This is a genomic window from Deinococcus grandis, assembly GCF_001485435.1.
GTDB lineage: Bacteria > Deinococcota > Deinococci > Deinococcales > Deinococcaceae > Deinococcus > Deinococcus grandis.
Window position 1 is genome coordinate 722298 of sequence record NZ_BCMS01000001.1, and the last position, 19053, is coordinate 741350.

At 67.6% G+C, this 19053-nt stretch carries 27 protein-coding genes; 26 read left to right on the forward strand and 1 reads right to left on the reverse strand.

What is annotated here, in order from left to right; genetic code table 11:
* Nucleotides 1-13 precede the first annotated feature (13 nt).
* From rpsS to DEIGR_RS03635, 10 genes are all read left to right on the forward strand, one after another.
* The gene (gene rpsS / locus DEIGR_RS03590; RefSeq protein WP_046843210.1) at nucleotides 14-301 is read left to right on the forward strand and encodes a 30S ribosomal protein S19; all 288 of its coding nucleotides are present in this window, start codon (nucleotides 14-16) and stop codon (nucleotides 299-301) included.
* A complete protein-coding gene (gene rplV, locus DEIGR_RS03595; protein WP_081424521.1) occupies nucleotides 298-696 on the forward strand; it encodes a 50S ribosomal protein L22 in 399 nt (132 codons plus the stop codon). The genes rpsS and rplV overlap by 4 nt, the downstream gene beginning before the upstream one ends.
* On the forward strand, nucleotides 696-1442 hold the full coding sequence (gene rpsC, locus DEIGR_RS03600) for a 30S ribosomal protein S3 (protein ID WP_046843209.1): 747 nt from the start codon (nucleotides 696-698) through the stop codon (nucleotides 1440-1442). Before rplV ends, rpsC begins: the two co-directional genes overlap by 1 nt.
* The gene (gene rplP / locus DEIGR_RS03605) at nucleotides 1442-1867 is read left to right on the forward strand and encodes a 50S ribosomal protein L16 (RefSeq protein ID WP_046843208.1); all 426 of its coding nucleotides are present in this window, start codon (nucleotides 1442-1444) and stop codon (nucleotides 1865-1867) included. Before rpsC ends, rplP begins: the two co-directional genes overlap by 1 nt.
* Nucleotides 1854-2054: a 50S ribosomal protein L29 gene (gene rpmC, locus DEIGR_RS03610; RefSeq protein WP_046843207.1), complete on the forward strand. Its 201-nt coding sequence runs from the start codon at nucleotides 1854-1856 to the stop codon at nucleotides 2052-2054. The genes rplP and rpmC overlap by 14 nt, the downstream gene beginning before the upstream one ends.
* The gene (rpsQ, locus tag DEIGR_RS03615) at nucleotides 2051-2335 is read left to right on the forward strand and encodes a 30S ribosomal protein S17 (protein ID WP_046843206.1); all 285 of its coding nucleotides are present in this window, start codon (nucleotides 2051-2053) and stop codon (nucleotides 2333-2335) included. Before rpmC ends, rpsQ begins: the two co-directional genes overlap by 4 nt.
* Nucleotides 2332-2736, forward strand: coding sequence for a 50S ribosomal protein L14 (gene rplN, locus DEIGR_RS03620; RefSeq protein WP_058975344.1), 405 nt, complete (start codon nucleotides 2332-2334; stop codon nucleotides 2734-2736). Before rpsQ ends, rplN begins: the two co-directional genes overlap by 4 nt.
* Nucleotides 2736-3083, forward strand: a complete 348-nt coding sequence (gene rplX / locus DEIGR_RS03625; RefSeq protein ID WP_046843205.1) for a 50S ribosomal protein L24 — start codon at nucleotides 2736-2738, stop codon at nucleotides 3081-3083. The genes rplN and rplX overlap by 1 nt, the downstream gene beginning before the upstream one ends.
* A 90-nt stretch (nucleotides 3084-3173) precedes the next feature.
* Nucleotides 3174-3713 (forward strand): 50S ribosomal protein L5, encoded by a 540-nt coding sequence (gene rplE, locus DEIGR_RS03630; RefSeq protein WP_046843204.1) that lies wholly within the window; start codon nucleotides 3174-3176, stop codon nucleotides 3711-3713.
* A gap of 13 nt (nucleotides 3714-3726) precedes the next feature.
* Nucleotides 3727-3912, forward strand: a complete 186-nt coding sequence (locus tag DEIGR_RS03635) for a type Z 30S ribosomal protein S14 (RefSeq protein ID WP_046843203.1) — start codon at nucleotides 3727-3729, stop codon at nucleotides 3910-3912.
* Nucleotides 3913-3975: 63 nt separating this feature from the next.
* Here the strand turns inward: DEIGR_RS03635 and DEIGR_RS03640 are convergent, their stop codons facing one another.
* Nucleotides 3976-4707: a basic secretory protein-like protein gene (locus DEIGR_RS03640; RefSeq protein ID WP_083523914.1), complete on the reverse strand. Its 732-nt coding sequence runs from the start codon at nucleotides 4705-4707 to the stop codon at nucleotides 3976-3978.
* Between the two features lie 340 nt (nucleotides 4708-5047).
* Here DEIGR_RS03640 and rpsH point away from each other — a divergent pair, with 340 nt between their 5' ends.
* The 16 genes from rpsH to DEIGR_RS03710 all read left to right on the forward strand — a co-directional run bounded on the left by rpsH (nucleotide 5048) and on the right by DEIGR_RS03710 (nucleotide 19042).
* The gene (gene rpsH / locus DEIGR_RS03645) at nucleotides 5048-5449 is read left to right on the forward strand and encodes a 30S ribosomal protein S8 (protein ID WP_046843202.1); all 402 of its coding nucleotides are present in this window, start codon (nucleotides 5048-5050) and stop codon (nucleotides 5447-5449) included.
* Nucleotides 5450-5542: 93 nt separating this feature from the next.
* Nucleotides 5543-6100: a 50S ribosomal protein L6 gene (gene rplF, locus DEIGR_RS03650; RefSeq protein ID WP_058975348.1), complete on the forward strand. Its 558-nt coding sequence runs from the start codon at nucleotides 5543-5545 to the stop codon at nucleotides 6098-6100.
* Nucleotides 6100-6438, forward strand: coding sequence for a 50S ribosomal protein L18 (gene rplR, locus DEIGR_RS03655; RefSeq protein ID WP_046843200.1), 339 nt, complete (start codon nucleotides 6100-6102; stop codon nucleotides 6436-6438). The genes rplF and rplR overlap by 1 nt, the downstream gene beginning before the upstream one ends.
* Nucleotides 6428-6949 carry a 30S ribosomal protein S5 gene (gene rpsE / locus DEIGR_RS03660; RefSeq protein ID WP_083523915.1) on the forward strand — a complete coding sequence of 174 codons (522 nt, stop codon included), beginning with the start codon at nucleotides 6428-6430 and terminating at the stop codon, nucleotides 6947-6949. Before rplR ends, rpsE begins: the two co-directional genes overlap by 11 nt.
* Nucleotides 6946-7113, forward strand: coding sequence for a 50S ribosomal protein L30 (rpmD, locus tag DEIGR_RS03665; RefSeq protein WP_046843198.1), 168 nt, complete (start codon nucleotides 6946-6948; stop codon nucleotides 7111-7113). The genes rpsE and rpmD overlap by 4 nt, the downstream gene beginning before the upstream one ends.
* Nucleotides 7110-7568: a 50S ribosomal protein L15 gene (rplO, locus tag DEIGR_RS03670; protein WP_058975352.1), complete on the forward strand. Its 459-nt coding sequence runs from the start codon at nucleotides 7110-7112 to the stop codon at nucleotides 7566-7568. The genes rpmD and rplO overlap by 4 nt, the downstream gene beginning before the upstream one ends.
* On the forward strand, nucleotides 7569-8900 hold the full coding sequence (gene secY, locus DEIGR_RS03675; RefSeq protein ID WP_058975354.1) for a preprotein translocase subunit SecY: 1332 nt from the start codon (nucleotides 7569-7571) through the stop codon (nucleotides 8898-8900).
* Between the two features lie 153 nt (nucleotides 8901-9053).
* A complete protein-coding gene (locus DEIGR_RS03680; RefSeq protein WP_058975357.1) occupies nucleotides 9054-9647 on the forward strand; it encodes an adenylate kinase in 594 nt (197 codons plus the stop codon).
* A gap of 301 nt (nucleotides 9648-9948) precedes the next feature.
* Nucleotides 9949-11301, forward strand: coding sequence for an SWIM zinc finger family protein (locus tag DEIGR_RS03685; RefSeq protein ID WP_058975359.1), 1353 nt, complete (start codon nucleotides 9949-9951; stop codon nucleotides 11299-11301).
* Nucleotides 11285-12655, forward strand: coding sequence for a DUF5691 domain-containing protein (locus DEIGR_RS03690; protein WP_153013610.1), 1371 nt, complete (start codon nucleotides 11285-11287; stop codon nucleotides 12653-12655). The genes DEIGR_RS03685 and DEIGR_RS03690 overlap by 17 nt, the downstream gene beginning before the upstream one ends.
* Nucleotides 12652-13311, forward strand: a complete 660-nt coding sequence (locus DEIGR_RS20275; protein WP_153013611.1) for a hypothetical protein — start codon at nucleotides 12652-12654, stop codon at nucleotides 13309-13311. The genes DEIGR_RS03690 and DEIGR_RS20275 overlap by 4 nt, the downstream gene beginning before the upstream one ends.
* Complete coding sequence (locus tag DEIGR_RS03700; protein ID WP_058975364.1) at nucleotides 13308-14399, forward strand: ATP-binding protein; 1092 nt, start codon at nucleotides 13308-13310, stop codon at nucleotides 14397-14399. Before DEIGR_RS20275 ends, DEIGR_RS03700 begins: the two co-directional genes overlap by 4 nt.
* Before the next feature lie 5 nt (nucleotides 14400-14404).
* On the forward strand, nucleotides 14405-14956 hold the full coding sequence (locus DEIGR_RS20280) for a hypothetical protein (protein WP_153013612.1): 552 nt from the start codon (nucleotides 14405-14407) through the stop codon (nucleotides 14954-14956).
* Between the two features lie 116 nt (nucleotides 14957-15072).
* A complete protein-coding gene (locus DEIGR_RS20285) occupies nucleotides 15073-15399 on the forward strand; it encodes a hypothetical protein (RefSeq protein ID WP_153013613.1) in 327 nt (108 codons plus the stop codon).
* Entirely contained in the window at nucleotides 15392-17644 is a 2253-nt protein-coding gene (locus DEIGR_RS20785) for a DUF5682 family protein (RefSeq protein ID WP_058975367.1), read from the forward strand. The genes DEIGR_RS20285 and DEIGR_RS20785 overlap by 8 nt, the downstream gene beginning before the upstream one ends.
* A 42-nt stretch (nucleotides 17645-17686) precedes the next feature.
* The gene (locus DEIGR_RS03710; RefSeq protein ID WP_058975368.1) at nucleotides 17687-19042 is read left to right on the forward strand and encodes a polysaccharide deacetylase family protein; all 1356 of its coding nucleotides are present in this window, start codon (nucleotides 17687-17689) and stop codon (nucleotides 19040-19042) included.
* Nucleotides 19043-19053: the final 11 nt, after the last annotated feature.

Below are 19053 nucleotides of genomic sequence, written 5' to 3' on the forward strand. Positions count from 1 at the left end.
GGGAGGGTAGGACATGCCCCGTAGCCTCAAGAAGGGCCCGTTCGTGGATGACCACCTCCTGAAGAAGGTCGACGTCCAGAACGAAAAGAAGGACAAGCGCGTCATCAAGACCTGGAGCCGCCGCTCCACCATCGTTCCCGAAATGATCGGTCACACCATCGCCGTGCACAACGGCAAGCAGCACGTGCCCGTCTTCGTGAACGAGCAGATGATCGGCCACAAGCTCGGCGAATTCAGCCCCACCCGCAACTACCGCGGTCACGGCGCTGACAAGAACGCCAAGGGGAGCAAGAAGAAATGACCGCTCCTGAATTCCGCAACAAGAAGCAGCGTAAGCAGAACGTCAAGCTGCGCACGCCCGGCAAGGCCATTGCCAAGTACGTCCGCATCAGCCCCCGCAAGGTGCGCCTGGTCGTCGACGTGATCCGCGGCAAGAGCGTCCGTGACGCCGAGGACCTGCTGCGCTTCATCCCCCGCGCCGCCAGCGAACCCGTCGCGAAAGTCCTGAACAGCGCCAAGCACAACGCGCTGCACAACGACAACATGCTCGAGGACCGTCTGGTCATCACCGCTGCGTACGTGGACGCCGGCCCGACCCTCAAGCGCCTGATCCCCCGCGCCCGTGGCAGCGCGAACATCATCAAGAAGCGCACCAGCCACATCACCATCGTCGTGGGCGAGAAGGGGAACAAGTAATGGGGAACAAGATCAACCCGAACGGCTTCCGCCTGGGCATCACCCGCACGTGGAACAGCCGCTGGTACGCCGGTAAGAAGCAGTACGCCGGCCTGTTGAAGGAAGACGAGAAGATCCGCAAGCTCGTCCAGCGCAAGCTGAACGCCGCCGGCATCGCGCGCATCGAGATCGAGCGCGCCGGCCAGCAGGTCAACGTGATCATCAGCGCCGCGAAACCCGGCATCGTGATCGGCAAGGGCGGGGAGTCCATCAAGGAACTCCGCCAGGACATCGAGCGCCTCGTGTCCGCCGGCACCGTCGCCGTGAACGTCGCCGAGATCCCCAACCCCAACATCAGCGCGCCCCTGGTCGCCCTGCGCATCGCCGAGCAGATCGAACGCCGCTTCGCGTTCCGCCGCGCCATGAAGCAGGCCGCCCAGCGCGTGATGGAAAGCGGCGCCCGCGGCGTCAAGATCATCCTGTCCGGTCGCCTCGGTGGCGCCGAGCAGGCCCGCACCGAGATGGTCCGCGAAGGCCGCGTGCCCCTGCACACCCTGCGCGCCGACATCGACTACGGCACCGCCCGCGCCGAGACCACCTACGGCAGCCTGGGCATCAAGGTCATGGTCTTCACCGGTGAAGTCATCGGCGGCAAGACCGAAACCTACGCCCGTCCCCAGCGCCGCAACGACGAGCGCCGCCGTGAAGACGGTGACCGCCCCAACCGCCGCCGCCCCGCCGCGCGGCGCCGCCCCGGAGGTGAGTGATGCTTCTTCCCAAGCGCACCAAGTTCCGTAAACAGCACCGCGGCCGGATGACCGGTGACGCCAAGGGCGGCGACTACGTCGCGTTCGGCGACTTCGGCCTGATCGCCCTGGAACCCGCGTGGATCAAGAGCAACCAGATCGAGGCGTGCCGCATCGTGATGAGCCGCCACTTCCGCCGCGGCGGTAAGATCTACATCCGCATCTTCCCCGACAAGCCCGTCACCAAGAAGCCCGCCGAAACCCGAATGGGTAAAGGTAAAGGCGCCGTGGAGTACTGGGTCAGTGTCGTCAAGCCCGGCCGCGTGATGTTCGAAGTGTCCGGCGTGACCGAAGAGCAGGCCAAGGAAGCCTTCCGCCTGGCCGGTCACAAGCTGCCCATCCAGACCAAGATGGTGAAGCGCGAGGTCTACGATGAAGCTCAGTGATATGCGTAACCTGCAGGCCGCCGATTTCGCCAAGGAAATCGACAGCCGCAAGAAGGAACTGATGGAGCTGCGCTTCCAGGCGGCCGTGGGCAACCTCGCCCAGCCCCACCGCGTCAAGCAGCTCCGCCGTGAAGTGGCTCAGCTCAACACCATCCTGAGCGAGCGCAGCAAAGGGGAGCAGGCATGAAGAAGACCTTTACCGGCGTCGTCGTCAGCGACAAGGCCGACAAGACCGTCAGCGTGAAGGTCGAACGCAAGTTCGCCCACCCCCTGTACGGCAAGGTCGTCACCCGCAGCCACAAGTACGCTGCGCACGACGAGAACAACGAGTACAAGATCGGTGACCGCGTCGAGATCATCGCCGTGCGTCCCATCAGCAAGACCAAGACCTGGAAGGTCACCAAGCTGATCGAGCGCCCCCGCGGCATCGAGACCACCGCCGTGGAAACCGAGGGGGGTAAAGCATGATCATGCCCCAGTCCCGCCTCGACGTGGCGGACAACAGCGGCGCCCGCGAGATCATGTGCATCCGCGTGCTCAACAGCGGCATCGGCGGCAAGGGTCTCACCACCGGCGGCGGCGGCAACAAGCGCTACGCCCACGTGGGTGACATCATCGTCGCTTCCGTCAAGGACGCCACCCCCCGCGGCACCGTCAAAGCCGGCGACGTCGTCAAGGCCGTGGTCGTGCGCACCAGCCACGCCATCAAGCGTGCCGACGGCAGCACCATCCGCTTCGACAAGAACGCCGCCGTCATCATCAACAACCAGGGCGAGCCTCGCGGCACCCGCGTCTTCGGGCCGGTCGCCCGTGAACTCCGCGACCGCCGCTTCATGAAGATCGTGTCCCTGGCCCCGGAGGTGCTGTAATGCCCCGTCCCAGCGCTGGTAGCCACCACAACGACAAGCTGCACATCAAGAAGGGTGACACCGTCATCGTCCTGAGCGGCAAGCACAAGGGCAAGACCGGCAAAGTGCTGCTGGCTCTGCCCCGCGACCAGAAGGTCGTCGTGGAAGGCGTGAACCTCGTCACAAAGAACGTCAAGCCCAGCCCCGCCAACCCCCAGGGCGGCCAGGAGCAGCGCGAGCTGGCCCTGCACGCCAGCAAGGTGTCCATCGTGGACCCCGAGACCGGCAAGGCGACCCGCATCCGCAAGACCATCGTGGACGGCAAGAAAGTCCGCGTGGCCGTCGCGAGCGGCAAGAACATCGACTGACCACTCCGGGCCGCCGCCCACCCAGATGGACTCGCGGCGGCCTGAGCGGCGCTCTCTGAAAAACTGGGAGACCGCTCGAAGGAACCCACCATGCAGCAACTGAAAACCAAGTACAACGAGCAGGTCCGCCCTGCCATGATGCAGCAGTTCGGCTACTCCAGCGTGATGGCCGTGCCCCGCATCGAGAAGATCGTCGTCAACGAAGGCCTCGGCAGCGCCAAGGAAGACTCCAAGGCGATCGACAAGGCCGCCAAGGAACTGGCGCTGATCACCCTGCAGAAGCCCATCGTCACCAAGGCGAAAAAGAGCATCAGCAACTTCAAGCTGCGCCAGGGCATGCCCGTGGGCATCAAGGTCACGCTGCGCGGCGAGCGCATGTTCGTGTTCCTCGAAAAGCTGATCAACATCGGCCTGCCCCGCATCCGTGACTTCAAAGGCGTGAACCCCAACGCCTTCGACGGCCGCGGCAACTACAACCTGGGCATCAAAGAACAGCTGATCTTCCCCGAAATCACCTACGACATGGTCGACAAGGTGCGCGGCATGGACATCACCATCGTGACCACCGCGAAGACGGACGAAGAAGCCCGCGCGCTCCTGCAAGCCATGGGCCTGCCCTTCCGCAAATAAGGACGGATGAACAATGGCTAACACCTCGAAAGTCGTCAAAGCTGCGCGCGGCCACAAGTTCGCCGTGCAGAACTACAACCGCTGCAGCCGCTGCGGTCGCGCCCGCGGGTACTACCGCTTCTTCGGCCTGTGCCGCATCTGCATCCGCGAGATGGCGCACAAGGGCGAACTGCCCGGCGTGAAGAAAGCCAGCTGGTAATCAGCTGACACCCCTCAAGGCCTCCCCACCCGGGAGGTCTTTTGCATTGGCTTACTGGTGAGGTCACTGGGCCAGGTAGGCCGCCCAGAGGTCATCCACCGACACGCCGAACGTGGTGACCCAGAACGGGCCGGGATTCCCGCCGCGTCGCAGCACCCCGTCCAGCGCCCGGATCAGGCCCGGGCGGCGCGTGCGTTCCAGCCACAGCAGGAACCCCGCCGTGACCCGGTACCCGTCCCGGTACGAGGTTGCCCGGTCCGGCGCGGAAATCGCCCACCCGGCGTTCGCCGGGGTGTACAGGTACCGGATGGCGTCCGCGATGCCCTCCGTCCACCACCACTCGGTGACGCCCGCCGGGTAGTTCTGGACGAGGTGGGTCAGTTCGTGGGTCAGCAGTCCAGGATCACCGTTCGACTGCGTCAGGTACGCCGCGCTGATATCCACGCGGCCGCAGCAGGCATTCGCTACCCCCGGATCCTGGGGCGTGAAAGTCCGCACGGTTGTGACCACGTCCGGGTAGGGTGCCGGACCGTCCCGGAGGAAGCACGCGATCTTCGGGTACACCTGAGCGAACTCGGCCTCCAGCGGCGCGACCAGGGAGGCCGCGACCCCCGCCTCGTTCCGGGTGAGCATCGTGACCGTCACGGGAGCGCAGGTGCGCAGGGAATCCTGGATGCCCGCGTCATTCGAGTAGCGGGGCGCAGGTGTGGACGGGTCCCCCTGCCCGCTGTTTGCGCCGCAGGAGGCCAGCAGGAGGGTGATGGCCAGGCTCAGACGTGATGATCGAAGGGTCATACGTCACGGTACAGAGGAGGGGGTGACCGCAGCGTGACCGGCCTCTCGCCCCTTCTCGTGACAGAACTTGAGACTGCCGAAGAGAACTGATACACTCTCAAGTTGCCGTGCCTTGAAAGAGGAACGGACGCAGTGCCCCCCGGATACGAACCTGTCGCCTTGAGAGGTCATCGTCCGGTGGTGGTGAAGACCCAACAGAAGAGACGCGCCACCTTGTGGCCCCCGCTTCCACTTGGGGAGAATCGCGCCCGACCGCCAGCTTGCCTGGGGCCGGGCCACCTGCCGGGACCAGGCCCCTACGGGGAACCAGCCCGGATCAACACCAGCCCATGGAGGCTACATGTTGAGTGATCCCATCGCCGATATGCTCACGCGCATCCGCAACGCGACGCGCACCCACAAGGAGACCGTGGACGTCCCGGCCTCCAAGTTCAAAGAGCAGCTGGCCAAACTGCTCGTGGCTGAAGGCTACGTCGCCAGCTACGAGCGTCTGCTGCCCGAAGGCCAGAAGTTCGACGTGCTGCGCCTGACCCTGAAGTACGGCGCCAAGCGCGAGCAGGTCATCAAGCACATCGAGCGCATCAGCCGCCCCGGCCGCCGCGCGTACGTGAGCGCCGAGAACCTGCCCCGCGTGCAGCGTGGCCTGGGCCTCGCCGTGGTGTCCACGAGCAAGGGCCTGCTGGCCGACCGCGACGCGCGCAAGCAGGGCGTCGGCGGCGAAGTCATCTGCGTCCTCTGGTAATCCCCACAGGGATTCCCGGCGCGCGAGCATCTCACCTGACCCCTCGGCCCCCACAGCGGGCAGGCCGAACTTAAGGAAGAAGGAGGACAGACCATGTCCCGAATTGGCAAACAGCCCATCGCCGTCCCGAACGGCGTGACCACGAGCGCCCAGGACGGCGTCTTCAAGGTCAAGGGCCCCAAAGGCGAACTGACCGTTCCCTACAACACCGAACTGACCATCAAGCAGGACGGCGACCAGCTGCTCGTCGAGCGTCCCAGCGACGCGCAGCGCCACCGCGCCCTGCACGGCCTGACCCGCACGCTCGTGGCGAACGCCGTCAAGGGTGTCAGCGACGGCTACACCATCAACCTGGAGCTCAAGGGCGTCGGTTTCCGCGCCAAGCTCGCCGGGAAGGCCCTGGAACTGACCATCGGTTACAGCCACCCCGTCGTGATCGAGCCCCCGGCTGGCGTGAGCTTCGCCGTGCCCGAACCCACCAAGATCGACGTGAGCGGCATCGACAAGCAGCTCGTCGGTCAGGTGGCCGCGAACGTCCGTAAAGTCCGCAAGCCCGATGCCTACCACGGCAAGGGTGTGCGCTTCGCTGGTGAGAAGATCAGCCTCAAGGCCGGTAAGGCTGGCGCCACCGGCGGGAAAGGGAAGAAATAATGGCTGCCCAGACGACCGTGCGCCGCAAGCTCCGCGCCCGCCGCAAAGTGCGGCAGGCCGCCGGAGATCGCCTGCGCCTGAGTGTGTACCGCTCCAGCAAGCACATCTACGCCCAGATCATCGACGACAGCAAAGGCGTCACCGTGGCTGCCGCCAGCAGCGCCGCTGTCAAGACGGGCACCAAGACCGACACCGCCACCGCCGTGGGCAAGGCCCTCGCGGAAGCCGCTCTGGCCAAGGGCGTCAAGAAGGTTGTTTTTGACCGTGGTCAGTACCGCTACCACGGACGCGTGAAAGCGCTCGCCGACGCGGCGCGGGAGGGTGGCCTTGACTTCTAACCGACGTAACGACCGTATGGACCGCGAAAGCAGCGAATTCGAAGAGAAGATGCTGTTCGTCAACCGTACGAGCAAGACCTACCAGGGCGGCCGCCGCTTCCGCTTCGCTGCACTCGTGATCCTGGGCGACCGTAACGGCCGCGTGGGCATGGGCATCGGCAAGGCGAAAGAAGTGCCCGTGGCCATCGAGAAGGCCAAGAGCATCGCCCGCAAGAACATGATCATGGTGCCCGTCGAGAACGGCACCATCCCCCACGACATCGTGGGTGTGAACAGCACCAGCCGCGTGCTGCTCAAGCCCGCAGGCCCCGGTACCGGCGTGATCGCGGGCACCGTGCCCCGCAGCATCGCCGAACTGGCCGGCATCACCAACCTGCTGTCCAAGGAACTGGGCAGCCGCAACAAGGTCAACGTGGCGTACGCCGTGTTCGACGGCCTGAAGAACCTCCGCACCGCCAAGCAGGTCCGTGCCCTGCGCGGCGAGGCGCAGCCCACCGGAGGCGCCCAGTGAAAATCACCCTGAAGCGCAGCGTCATCGGTCGCCCTGGCTACCAGGTGAAGACCGTCCAGGCGCTCGGCCTGAAGAAGATCGGCCAGACCCGCGAGGTCAGTGACACCCCCGCCGTCCGCGGCATGGTGAACACCGTCAAGCACCTGCTGGAGGTGCAAGAATGAAACTCCACGAACTCAAGCCCAACGCCGGCAGCCGCAAGAACCGCAAGCGCGTCGGTCGCGGCCCCGGTGGCACCGACAAGACCGCCGGTCGCGGTCACAAGGGCCAGAAGAGCCGCAGCGGCGCTGGCAAGGGTAGCTTCTTCGAAGGTGGCCGCAGCCGCCTGATCGCCCGCCTGCCCAAGCGCGGCTTCAACAACGTCGGCGTGACGTTCGAAGTTGTGAACCTGGCGCAGCTGGCGAACATCGAGGACGCCACCATCGACCGCAACGTGCTGGAACTCGCGGGCCTCGTGCGCCGCAAGAACCGCCCCGTGAAACTGCTCGGCAGCGGCGAGATCGCCCGCGCCGTGACCATTCACGTGGACGCCGCCAGCGAAGGCGCCGTGAAGGCCGTGGAAGCGGCCGGCGGCAAAGTCATCCTGCCCGAAGCGAACGAAGCCGAGAAGGCGGAGTAAATGCTTCGCGCCTTCCGCGACGCATTCCGGATTCCGGATCTTCAGCGGAAGATTGTCTTCACCCTGCTGCTCCTCGCCGTGTACCGGCTGGGGAGCAGCATTCCCACACCAGGGGTCAACAGCGCCGCGCTGAGCAGTGCCACAGGCGGCGGTCTGTTCGGCCTGATCAGCATGATCTCGGGAGGCAATCTTTCGCAGTTCTCGATCTTCGCGCTGGGCGTGCTGCCGTACATCACGGCGAGCATCGTCATCCAGCTGCTGACCACCACGCTGCCCCCACTGGAGAAACTCTCCAAGGAAGGCGAGGAAGGCCGCAAGAAGATCAACCAGTACACCCGCTACGCCGCCGTGGCCCTGGGGACCTTCCAGGCCGCGTTCTTCGCGTCGTTCATCAACGCCAACCCCAGTTACCTGGCGGTCGGCTGGGAGCCGGGCCTGTTCACCATCCTGGTGATGGTCCTGACCCAGGTGGCGGGCATCGCGTTCACCATGTGGATCGGGGAGCGCATCACGGAAGTGGGCGTCGGCAACGGCATCAGCCTGATCATCACGAGCGGCATCATCGCCATGTACCCGCGCGAGATCGCGGCAACCGCCGCGCTGGTGCGTGAATCCGCCGACGCGCCGTGGCTGCTGCGCATCGTGGCGTTCGTCGCCGTGATCCTCGTGACCATCGCCGGGATCGTGTACGTGTACCAGGCCGAGCGCCGCGTGCCCGTCACGTACGCGCGCGCGCGTGGCGGCGCGGCCGGACAGGCCCGCAGCGCCGGTCAGGCCACCTGGCTGCCCATCAAGGTGAACCAGGCGGGCGTGATCCCCGTGATCTTCGCGTCGGCCATGCTGATCATTCCCAACCTGATCCAGCAGGGCACCGCGACCCGCGCGCCGCAGGTGAGCAGCTGGATCGCCACGTACCTGACGTTCGGGCAGCCGCTGTACATCGCGCTGGAAGCCCTGCTGATCTTCGGCTTCACGTACCTGTACAACAGCGTGCAGTTCGATCCCAAGCGCATCGCGGAGCAGCTGCGCGAGGCCGGGGGCTTCATTCCCGGCGTCCGCCCCGGCACGCCCACCGCGGAATTCCTGGGTACCATCAGCAGCCGCCTGAGCCTGTGGGGCGCCATCTTCCTGGTGATCCTGACGGTCATGCCGCAGCTGGTGCAGCGCTGGACCGGCATCACGACCTTCCAGTTCAGCGGCACCGGCCTGCTGATCATCGTGGGCGTGGCGCTCGAGACGCTCAAGCAGCTCGAGGCGCAGCTGACGGTCCGCCGTTACGACGGCTTCATCAGCAAGGGCCGCATCCGCGGCCGTATGAACCGCGACAGCTGACCCCAGCAACTGGCCCCAGCCCTGACGCGCGCCGCCCTCCCACCCGGGGGGCGGCGCGTTTGCTGTTCCCAGGGTGGGGACAGCCGCGCCCTGGGCAGGGCAACCTCAAGGCGACCTTCAGCCTCTATGCTGGGGGGTGAACGGAGGACTACAGTGACTCAACCCAAACACAACGTCGTCATCTTCCTCGGGCCTCCCGGCGCGGGCAAGGGCACCCAGGCGGAACGACTGGCGCAGGACAGGGGCCTGACCAAGATCAGCACCGGCGACATCCTGCGCGACCACGTGGCGCGCGGCACCGAACTGGGCCAGCAGGTCAAGCCCATCCTGGACGCCGGGCAGCTCGTGCCGGACGACATCCTGATCGCGCTGATCCGCGACAAGCTGGCCAGCATGGACGCCGTGCGCGTCATCTTCGACGGCTTCCCCCGCACCGGCGCGCAGGCCAGGGAACTCGACGTGCTGCTGGAGGAACTCGGCGCGCCCGTCAGTGCCGTGCCGCTGCTGGAGGTGCCGGATCAGGTGCTGATCGACCGGATCGTGGACCGGGGCCGTCAGGCCGCCGCGCGCGGTGAGGCGGTGCGCAGCGACGACACCGAGGAGGTGGCCCGCCGCCGCCAGGAGATCTACCGCGAGCAGACCCAGCCCCTGATCGACTACTACAGCGCGCGTGGCCAGCTGACCCGCGTGGACGGCGTGGGCAGCATGGACGAGGTCTACGGCCGCATCCTGGGCAGCATGAAGTAACGGTAGTTGCGAGGGGGCGGGTGGTTCCGGCTGAGGCTGGACCCACCCGCCCCCTTCGTATGCCCGGCAGTGCTCCCGGGTCGGCGCGCCTGATACGGATTCCGTTTATTTCGTTGACAGATCGGAACACCACCGATCTGCCAACTCCACGTCCGGAATCCGTTCCTCTCCTACTCGCATCCGCTCGGATTGAACGGCTTTATCAGCCATTCAATCGAAGTCCGTCTGAGTCGGCGCGCTTGAGTCGGATGGGGGAATGCACTACATTACGCTGGCAGCGTAACGGCTGGAAGGATGCCCCATGACGCCCACCCCCGACCCCATCCTGACCCTGGCCCCCGACGCGGGCAGCGCCGCCAGCGCCCGTAAGCTCGCCACGCCCACCGGGTGGCCCGACCTGCACGCCGGACCCACCCACCTGTGGGGGCACTGCCAGGGCAGCGGCGCGCAGCCCTACCTGACCGGGGTGGACCGCAGCGGCCCGGATGCCCCGGCCTTCAAGTGCTCGTGCCCCAGCCGCAAGTTTCCCTGCAAGCACGCCCTGGCGCTGCTGCTCCTGCACGAATCGCACCCGCAGCACTTCGGCTGCGACCCCGCCCCGGACCCCATCCGGAAGTGGCTGGACGGCCGCGCCGCGAAACACGCCCCGTCCGACTCCAGCCCAGCCGACACCGACCCGGCAGGGGAGACCCGCAGCGGCCCCGACCCCGCCGCGCAGGCCAGACGCCGCGCCGCCCGCGAGAAGAAAGTCAGCCTGGGCCTGGACGCCCTGCAGACCTTCCTGAACGACCTCGTCCGCGACGGACTGGCGCAGGCTGCCGCGCGCCCCTACAGCGACTGGGACACCCAGGCCGCCCGCCTCGTGGACGCCCAGGCCCCCGGCGCCGCGCGACTGGTCCGCATGATCCCCGAAGTCCTGCCCCACCCGGACCGGCTGCTGGCCCACCTGGCCCGCCTGCACCTGCTGACCGAGGCGTGGCCCCGCCGCGACACCCTGACCGCCCCGCAGCAGGCCGACCTGCGCGCCGCGCTGGGCTTCCCGCTGGACAGGGCCGCCACGGTCGCCGCCGGAGGCACCGACACCCGCTGGCTGATCCTGGGCCACACCGTCAGCGACGAGGAGCACGTCCGTACCCGCCGCACCTGGCTGCACGAAGGCGGCACCACCGCGCTGCTGCTGGACTTCGCCGCGCCCGGCTGGCCACTCCCACCCCCCCTGCCCGCCGGGGGCAGCGTCCGCGCCCGCCTGAGCCCCGCCCCGGGCGCGGTCCCCCAGCGGCACGTCCTGGACGGCGAGGCCACCCGCAGCGCCCCCGCCCCCCTGCCCGTACCCGTCACGCTGGAGGGGCTGCTCGACGCGCACGGCGCCGCCCTGTCCCTGAACCCCTGGCTGGAGCGCACCGCGCACCACCTCGGGCCCGTCACCGTCCACCCGCCCGCGCGGGACGGCGACCCCTGGCGGGCAGGGGACGCACGCGGCAGCCTCCCGCTGGGCGGCAGCGACACGGCCCGCCTCACCCTGCTGGCCCTGGGCGGCGGGCACCCGCAGACCTTCACCGCCGAATGGGACGGGCAGACCCTCACGCCCCTGTGCGCCGGGCAGGACGGCACCCTAAACCCGCTGGATGAATTGGAGCATGACGATGGGTTCTGACCTCCCGGCCCTGCTGAGCGCCGCGCTGATCGGCACCGAACGCGCCCCCCTGCCCACCCCCGGCCCCGACACCACTGGACAGGCCGCCGCGCGCGTCACCCGCGACGACCCGGCAGGCACCCTGCTGGCCCGCGCCGCGCTGCTGACCCTCGCCGCGACCGCCGGACGGCAACCCGACCCGCCCGCCCCGGCCCCCATCCCCGCCCCCACCGACCCGCGCCCGGAAGCCCCGGCCCGCGCCGCGCGGCACCTCCCGCACCTGGGCGGCCCCCTGCTGCACGAGTGGCTGACCCTGTGCCACACGCACGGCTCCCGCGCCCCGGCGCTGTACCTGCCGCGCCTGCTGAGCCTCGCCACGCAGGACCGCAGCCTGCGCGTCCCCCTGGCCCGCGTGCTCGGCGAGCGGGGCCGCTGGCTCGCGCCGCACGCCGGTCACCCAGCCCTGGCGCACGCCGACGCCCCCGACGAACCCACCTGGGCCGCGCTGAGCGACACCGACCGCGACACCCTGCACCGCGTCCTGCGCGACCTCAACCCCGACGCCGCCCGCTACCTGCTGCGCACGCATTTCGACACGGAACGCGCCGCCAGCCGCAAACGCCTCCTGAGCGCCGTGCTGGACACCCTGAATGACGACGACCACACCCTCGAACCCCTGCTGGAGGGTGCCCTGGACGACCGCAGCCCCGACGTGCAGACCCTCGCCCGGCAGGTCCTCCAGCGACTCCCGCGCAGCGCTCTGAACGCCCGACTGGCCGAGGCGCTGCACGACCCCGGCACGCCCCCCAGCCCCCGCGACGGCCTGAGCGGCGGCCCCCAGGCCCGACTCGGCCACGTCCTGCGGCACGCCCACCCGGACGCGCTGCTGCACGCCACGCCCGACGGCCCCCCAGCCCTGATCACCCTGGCGCGCGACCACCACCTGCTCGACGACCTCATCGCGGGCACCCTCACGCACCGGCACCAGCCCCTCGCCCAGGCGCTCCTCCCGCACGCGCCCACCCCCGCCCTGCGCGCCCTCGCCGACCCACACCGCACCCTCCAGAGCGGCCTGCACGACCGCGACCCCGACCTCGCCGCCCTCGCGCACCACCCCACCCCCTGGACGCCCGACGACAGCCACGCCATCCTCACCCTCCTCCAGGACACCCTCCGCCACGTCGACCACCCCTACCAGTGGCCGCAACGCTGGCGCACCCTGCACGACCACGCCTGGCACCTCCACCCCGACACCAGGCCCCCCGCACCCCTGCCACCCGACGCCCCCCACCACGCCCAGAGCGTCTGGCACGACCTGACGAGCACCCTCGACACCCGCAGGCAGATCCGGCACGACTTCAAGGAGCACCCATGACCACGGTGGACTGGACAGCATTGAAGCGCGAAGCCCGGCGTCAGGACACCAGCCCGGAACGACGCCTGGAACTGGCCCACTTCGCTCCCGACCTCGCCAGGGAAGTCGCCAGGGCTCAGAACACCCCGCCCGACGTCCTGGCTACACTTGCTCAGCATCCCGACCTGAGAGTCCGACTCGCTCTGGCCAGCAACCCCAGAACACCACCAACTCTGCTTGCGGCCTTCTGCCGGAGTAGTGATATGGAACTTCTCGTCGCCGTTGCAGGAAACAAGAGCACACCACCGTCCCAACTGGAGACACTCGCCCAGCACCGCAACGCCAGGATTCAGGGGCAGTTGGCCAGCAACCTCTCAACCCCGCTGGACGTCCTGACCATCATCGCCCCCCGCTCCGGCAATCTGACGATCCAGGGCTTGAAGATCCTCGTCGAATACGGTGACAACGCCTCATGTGCCAACCTCGACAAAACGGTCCCAGACCTCATCAAAGGCATGGCTCTCAGCGAACTGATCCCTGCTGGCGCAGCCCGCCGCCTGCTGGATCACCCATCCCCCGAAATCAGGCAGATCCTGCACCGACACGTCGACAAGGTCGCCACGTCCGTACGCGCCCAGATCAAGCAACACCTGATGCAGGAAGGAGCCCACTCATGACCACCCCTGATGCCACCGTCCTGCGCCAGCACGCCGAACAGCAGTACGCGCACGAACTCGCCGCGCTCGCCGCGCACGACACCCGCCCCCGCCCGCCCCGCTGGAACCTCAGCCCGCATGCGGTGCTCACGTACCTGCTCGGCGGTACCCTGCCCGACGGGACCGAGATCACCGCCAAGTACGTCGGGGAGCGCCGCCTCATGGAGATCGCCGTCGCCACGCTCGCCACCGACCGCGCCCTCCTGCTACTCGGCGTGCCCGGCACCGCCAAGAGCTGGGTCAGCGAACACCTCACCGCGGCCATCAGCGGCGACAGCACCCTCCTCATCCAGGGCACCGCGGGCACCGCCGAGGACACCCTCCGCTACGGCTGGAACTACGCCCGCCTCCTCGCCGAAGGGCCCAGCCCCGCCGCCCTCGTCGAAAGCCCGATCCTGCGCGCCATGCGGGATGGCAAGATCGCCCGCCTCGAAGAACTCACCCGCGTGCAGAGCGACGTGCAGGACACCCTCATCACCATCCTGAGCGAAAAGACCCTCCCCGTTCCCGAACTCAACACCGAAATCCAGGCTGTCCAGGGCTTCAACCTCATCGCCACCGCCAACACCCGCGACCGCGGCGTCAACGACCTCTCAAGCGCCCTCAAACGCCGCTTCAACACCGTCATCCTCCCCGTCCCCGACACCCTCGACGACGAAGTCCGCATCGTCACCCAGCGCGCCCAGGCCCTCAGCGCCGCCCTCCAGATCCCCGCCCAGCCCCCCGCCCTCGAAGAAGTCCGCCGGATCGTCACCGTCTTCCGCGAACTCCGCTCCGGCACCACCGAAGACGGCAAAACCCGCCTCAAAACCCCCAGCGGCAGCCTCAGCACCGCCGAAGCCATCAGCGTCGTAGGCCAGAGCCTCAGCCTCGCCGCGCACTTCGGCACCGGGACGCTGACCCCCCACGACATCGCCGCCAGCCTCATCGGCGCCATCATCAAAGACCCCACCCAGGACGCCCTCATCTGGCGTGAATACCTCGAAACCGTCACCAAAAAACGCGACGACTGGAAAGATTTTTATAAGGCCTGCCGGGCGGTGAGCTGAACGGGATGAGCCGTAATCAATTCTATTACTTAGATGCTTTTGGTGCTGAGATTGAGAAAGGTGCTTGCCATGATGGAACCTATTATTTATTTTATGATTCAAACGTTATTATAAATTTAAGTAGAGAGGAGTTGAATCACAAAAATACTAAGATTGATGACATGATAATGTTTATTTCGAGTATAGAAAAGAGTTATGTACAGTATGATACTGCCTGCTTGGAAATGTTTTCAAGAAGCTTTTCTAAATCCTTAGATGAACAAAAAGATGAAATGATAGGATTCGCGATTAAGTTAGAGGGGTGGATGTCGGATCGCGGAATTATTACCGAGAGAAGCAATTTTGTTTCTATGAATGACTATCTTTTGCTTTATAAGTCTGTAAAACACCTTAGGGTTATGCAATTGTGTTTAATGGCGATCACTTTTACGCTAATTGAGAATAGAGATAAAACGCCGTTGGAAAAGTTTGAGCTATTTGCAAAATGGTATGATGATAAGGTCGGCATAAGACTAGTCTTAATAATCCGGCTTGCCATACTGATTTTTACCACATAGATCGGAAAACGGAGCTAAGGGCAATTATTAAAAAGCAAAAACAAGATATACTTAGATCAATTAGATCGTCTTCTTGTGATATGTGGCATATTTATCACTTTTTTTACAGATCCCGCATGGGGGACAATTCAATATATAAAAGCATATTCATAACCGATGATGATATTTTGTCTGATTTTATAAAGGCACTAAATCTAATTGGGATTCACGAAGCAGCTGTTAAAGGTCAATTGGCATTTGAGAGTATTGTGAGAGATCTAGTATCATCGCAGGATGATTTGGATAAAATCACGGATTGGTATTTGAAATCGAGCAGGACGCATGAATCATTGTCAATTTTGAGTCTAAGGAGAGCTGTTGATGCCATGTCTGAGCAGATTTCTGATTTATATGATTTGAAGGGTTTGCCGTGGCAAACTCACAAGATAAAAACCAATGATTGATTCGATTTCCATTTTCCCTATCCGTCATCATGGCCCCGGTTCGGCGCGCAGTCTTGAGCATGCGCTGTCGCAGCTCAATCCGGATGTGGTGCTGGTGGAGGGGCCGTCGGATGCGGATTCCGTGCTGCCGTTCCTGGCGCAGGTGGACATGACGCCGCCCGTGGCGCTGCTGGGGTACGTGAATGATGATCCTTCTCGCGCGGCGTTCTGGCCGTTCGCGGTGTTCAGTCCGGAGTTCGTGGCGTTGCGGTGGGCGGCGCGGGCGGGGGTGGCGGCGCGGTTCGTGGATCTTCCGGCGGGGGTGGTGCTGGCCGGGGAGCGGGACGGGCCGGAGGATGAGTTGCGGGATGATCCGCTGGGGGTGCTGGCGCAGGCGGCGGGTTTCGCGGATTTCGAGCGGTGGTGGGAGTCGCTGGTGGAGGCTCGTCTTTCTCCCTCCCCCCTGGTGGGGGCGGGTGGGGTGGGGGGGCCGCCGGGTGAGGCGGCGTTCGATGTGTTCGCGGCGGTGAATGAGGCGATGCGGGCGGTGCGGGCGGACGCGCTGGCTCCGGTGGGTCGGGAGGCGCAGCGGGAGGCGTTCATGCGGCAGGGCATCCGCGCGGCGTTGAAGGAGGGTTTTGCGCGGGTGGCGGTGGTGTGCGGGGCGTGGCATGCGCCCGCGCTGGACGTGACGGCGTTCCCGGTGAAGGGGGACGCGGCGCTATTGAAGGGCCTGCCGAAGGTGAAGGTGACGCTGACGTGGGTGCCGTGGACGCATGGTCGTCTGAGCGTGGCGAGCGGGTACGGGGCGGGCGTGCGCTCGCCGGGGTACTACGAGCACCTGTTCACGTCGCGCGGCGCGGTCGCGGAGCGGTGGTTCGCGCGGGTGGCGCGGCTGTTGCGCGCGGAGCGGCTGGAGGCGAGCAGCGCGTCGGTGATCGAGGCGACGCGGCTGGCGAACGCGCTGGCGGCGTTGCGGGGCCGGGCGCTGCCGGGCCTGGAGGAGTTGAACGAGGCGGCGCTGAGCGTGTTCGGCTGGGACGGGGACCTGCCCCTGCGGCTGATCGAGGAGCGGCTGGTGGTCGGGGAGGCGCTGGGCGCGGTGCCGGACGGGGTGCTGACGGTGCCGCTGGCGCGGGACGTGGCGCGGCAGCAGAAGAGTTTGCGCTTGAAGGTGCTGCCGGAGAAGCTGGACCTGGAGCTGGACCTGCGTTCGGACAACGATCTGGCGCGCAGCGTGCTGTTTCATCGCCTGAACCTGCTGGGCGTGCCGTGGGCGAAACCGCGTGGGTCGGGTGGCCTGGGCACGTTCCGGGAGGGGTGGCAGGTGCGCTGGCGGCCGGAGTTCAGCGTGCGGCTGGTCGAGGCGAGTCGGCTGGGGCAGACGGTGCGGGACGCGGCGACGGCGTCCGCGCTGGAGGCCGCGCGGGGCGCGGGGACGCTGGCGGAACTGACGGGGCTGCTGGAGGTGCTGCGCCTCGCGGACCTGCCGGGTGCGTTGCCGGTGACGCTCGCGGCGCTGGACGAGCGGTCGGCGCTGGGCGCGGACGTGCCGGACGTGCTGCGGGCGCTGCCGCCCCTGGCGCGACTGGCCCGGTATGGGGACGTGCGTGGGCGCGGCGCGGCGGGCGCGGGTGGGGGAGAGGTGGCGCCGCTGGAGACGTTCCGGGCGCTGCTGACCCGCGCGGCGGTGGGCCTGCCGCTGGCCGGGGTGGGCCTGGGGGACGACGCGGCTGCCGGGGTGCGGGACGCGGTGCGGGGGGCGGACGCGGCCGCGCGCCTGCTGGACGACCCGGACGTGACCGGGGAGTGGCGTGCGGCCCTGCGGCGGGCGGCGGACCGGGTGGACGCGCATCCGCTGCTGCTGGGGGACGCGCTGCGCCGCCTGCGGGACGCGGGCGTGCTGGACGCCGGTCAGGTCGAGGCGCGGCTGGGTCTGGCCCTGAGTGACCCGTCGCCGCTGGCGGTCACGGCGTGGCTGGACGGGTTTCTGGGGGACACCGGGGCGCTGCTGGTGCACGACGCGGGCCTGCTGGCGCTGGTGGACGGCTGGCTGTCGGCCCTGGACGCGGAGGTGTTCCAGAGTGTGCTGCCGCTGCTGCGCCGGGTGTTCGCGCGCTTCGAGGCGCCGGAACGCCGCGCGATCGGCGAGGCGGTGCGCGGGGGGACGCCCGCGTCGCGTCTGGCGCCGGTCGCGGTGGATGACGCGCGGGCGGCGCGGGTCGTTCCGGTCGTGCTGGGGCTGCTGGGGGTATCCCGGGAATGATAAGAAAATGAGTTTCGGTGCCGGGTATCTTGATCGGGTCTTATGCTGACGTCCCGCCTGCGCGCGCTGCTGCTCCCCATGGCCCTGATCTCCGGCGCGGCGTGTTCCCACGCCCAGGCGCGTCCCATGGTGCTCGTGTACCACCAGGTCGGGGCGGGCAGTGGGGCGTCGCTGGGCATCGCGCCGCAGGCCCTGCGGCAGCGGGTCGAGACCCTGCGCCGCCTCGGGTACCGCTTCGTGACCTCCAGCGAGGCCGCGCGCGCCGCCCCGCAGGAGAAGGTGGCCGTCATCCAGTTCGACGACGGCTTCGAGAGCGTGTACCGGCTGGCCTTCCCGGTGCTGCGTGACCTGGGGGTGCCCGGCACGGCGTACGTGATCTGGTCGCGGCTGGATCAGCCGGGCAGCCTGAGCCGCGCGCAGGTGCGTGAACTGCGCGCCGCCGGGTGGGAGATTGGCACGCACTCGCACCGGCACGCGGCGCTGGCCGACCTCGCCCCGGCGGGCCTGCGCCGCGAGCTGAGCGTCCCGGACGGCGAGGCGGCCCGCTGCGTCGCGTACCCGCTGAACCGCCACGACGCGCGGGTACGTCGCGCCGCGAGCGAGCAGGGGCTCTCGTGCGGCGTGGCCGGGGGGCCGCCCGCGCTGGGCCGCCCGGATCCGCTGGCGCTGCCCGCACCGGCCATCACGCCCTGGGACGACACGCTGCTGCCGCTGCGGGCCCGCTGGGGGCTGGACGCCCGCGCGCCGCTGCTGCTGGCCGGGGTGACCGAGCCTGCGCTCGACACCCTGCTGGGTCAGGGGGCGGGCGAGGCCCCGGCGGTCGAGCCGCCCCTGACCTGGAACCCGGCGCATTACGAACTGCTGGGCAACGGGCTGATCAGCGTCGCGTGGCGCGGCGAGCGTGAGACGCGGCTGGCGTGGCGCGAGGGCCGCTGGAGTGTGAACGCCGCCGCGCGCCGCGGGGTGGGCCGCGTGGACGGCGCGTACACCGGGGGCAGCGTGGCGTTCAACGTCGCGCCGGTCACGCTGGCGGCCGGGTGGGACGGCAGCGGGCCGCTGCTGGGCGGCGCGCTGGCGCTGGGCGGGTACGGGGAGGTCTGGGCGCGGACCAGTCGCCTGAACGGCGCGTGGACCTGGGGGGCGGGTCTGACCGTCATTCCGGTGGATTACGTGCAGGTCAGTGCCGCGCGGGACGTGACCGGCACGCAGCTGGGCCTGCGGGCCGCGCTGCCCTGGCAGGACGGCGAGGGCCGCCCGCTGCGGCTGGGGGGCGGGTACCGCTGGGGCGAGGGGGCCGGGCCGTTCGCGGAGCTGGAGTACCGGGTGGGCAGTTACAGCCTCACCGCCGAGGTGAGCGGCGCGGGCCGGTTCGGCGTGAAGTTCACGTCCGTCTGGTAAGCAGGTGGGCA

Bases quoted from the DNA above. Each gene is read 5' to 3' on its own strand.
- DEIGR_RS20280 (WP_153013612.1), top strand. From the start codon at position 14,405: ATGAGCCGTAATCAATTCTATTACTTAGATGCTTTTGGTGCTGAGATT.
- DEIGR_RS20785 (WP_058975367.1), top strand. From the start codon at position 15,392: ATGATTGATTCGATTTCCATTTTCCCTATCCGTCATCATGGCCCCGGT.
- DEIGR_RS03690 (WP_153013610.1), top strand. From the start codon at position 11,285: ATGACGATGGGTTCTGACCTCCCGGCCCTGCTGAGCGCCGCGCTGATC.
- DEIGR_RS03640 (WP_083523914.1), bottom strand. From the start codon at position 4,707: ATGACCCTTCGATCATCACGTCTGAGCCTGGCCATCACCCTCCTGCTG.
- rplE (WP_046843204.1), top strand. From the start codon at position 3,174: ATGCAGCAACTGAAAACCAAGTACAACGAGCAGGTCCGCCCTGCCATG.
- DEIGR_RS20285 (WP_153013613.1), top strand. From the start codon at position 15,073: ATGGGGGACAATTCAATATATAAAAGCATATTCATAACCGATGATGAT.
- DEIGR_RS03710 (WP_058975368.1), top strand. From the start codon at position 17,687: ATGCTGACGTCCCGCCTGCGCGCGCTGCTGCTCCCCATGGCCCTGATC.
- DEIGR_RS03685 (WP_058975359.1), top strand. From the start codon at position 9,949: ATGACGCCCACCCCCGACCCCATCCTGACCCTGGCCCCCGACGCGGGC.
- rplP (WP_046843208.1), top strand. From the start codon at position 1,442: ATGCTTCTTCCCAAGCGCACCAAGTTCCGTAAACAGCACCGCGGCCGG.
- rpsC (WP_046843209.1), top strand. From the start codon at position 696: ATGGGGAACAAGATCAACCCGAACGGCTTCCGCCTGGGCATCACCCGC.
- rpsQ (WP_046843206.1), top strand. From the start codon at position 2,051: ATGAAGAAGACCTTTACCGGCGTCGTCGTCAGCGACAAGGCCGACAAG.
- rpmC (WP_046843207.1), top strand. From the start codon at position 1,854: ATGAAGCTCAGTGATATGCGTAACCTGCAGGCCGCCGATTTCGCCAAG.
- rplF (WP_058975348.1), top strand. From the start codon at position 5,543: ATGTCCCGAATTGGCAAACAGCCCATCGCCGTCCCGAACGGCGTGACC.
- rplV (WP_081424521.1), top strand. From the start codon at position 298: ATGACCGCTCCTGAATTCCGCAACAAGAAGCAGCGTAAGCAGAACGTC.
- DEIGR_RS20275 (WP_153013611.1), top strand. From the start codon at position 12,652: ATGACCACGGTGGACTGGACAGCATTGAAGCGCGAAGCCCGGCGTCAG.
- rplR (WP_046843200.1), top strand. From the start codon at position 6,100: ATGGCTGCCCAGACGACCGTGCGCCGCAAGCTCCGCGCCCGCCGCAAA.
- rpsS (WP_046843210.1), top strand. From the start codon at position 14: ATGCCCCGTAGCCTCAAGAAGGGCCCGTTCGTGGATGACCACCTCCTG.
- rplN (WP_058975344.1), top strand. From the start codon at position 2,332: ATGATCATGCCCCAGTCCCGCCTCGACGTGGCGGACAACAGCGGCGCC.
- secY (WP_058975354.1), top strand. From the start codon at position 7,569: ATGCTTCGCGCCTTCCGCGACGCATTCCGGATTCCGGATCTTCAGCGG.
- DEIGR_RS03700 (WP_058975364.1), top strand. From the start codon at position 13,308: ATGACCACCCCTGATGCCACCGTCCTGCGCCAGCACGCCGAACAGCAG.
- rplO (WP_058975352.1), top strand. From the start codon at position 7,110: ATGAAACTCCACGAACTCAAGCCCAACGCCGGCAGCCGCAAGAACCGC.
- DEIGR_RS03635 (WP_046843203.1), top strand. From the start codon at position 3,727: ATGGCTAACACCTCGAAAGTCGTCAAAGCTGCGCGCGGCCACAAGTTC.
- rpsH (WP_046843202.1), top strand. From the start codon at position 5,048: ATGTTGAGTGATCCCATCGCCGATATGCTCACGCGCATCCGCAACGCG.
- rplX (WP_046843205.1), top strand. From the start codon at position 2,736: ATGCCCCGTCCCAGCGCTGGTAGCCACCACAACGACAAGCTGCACATC.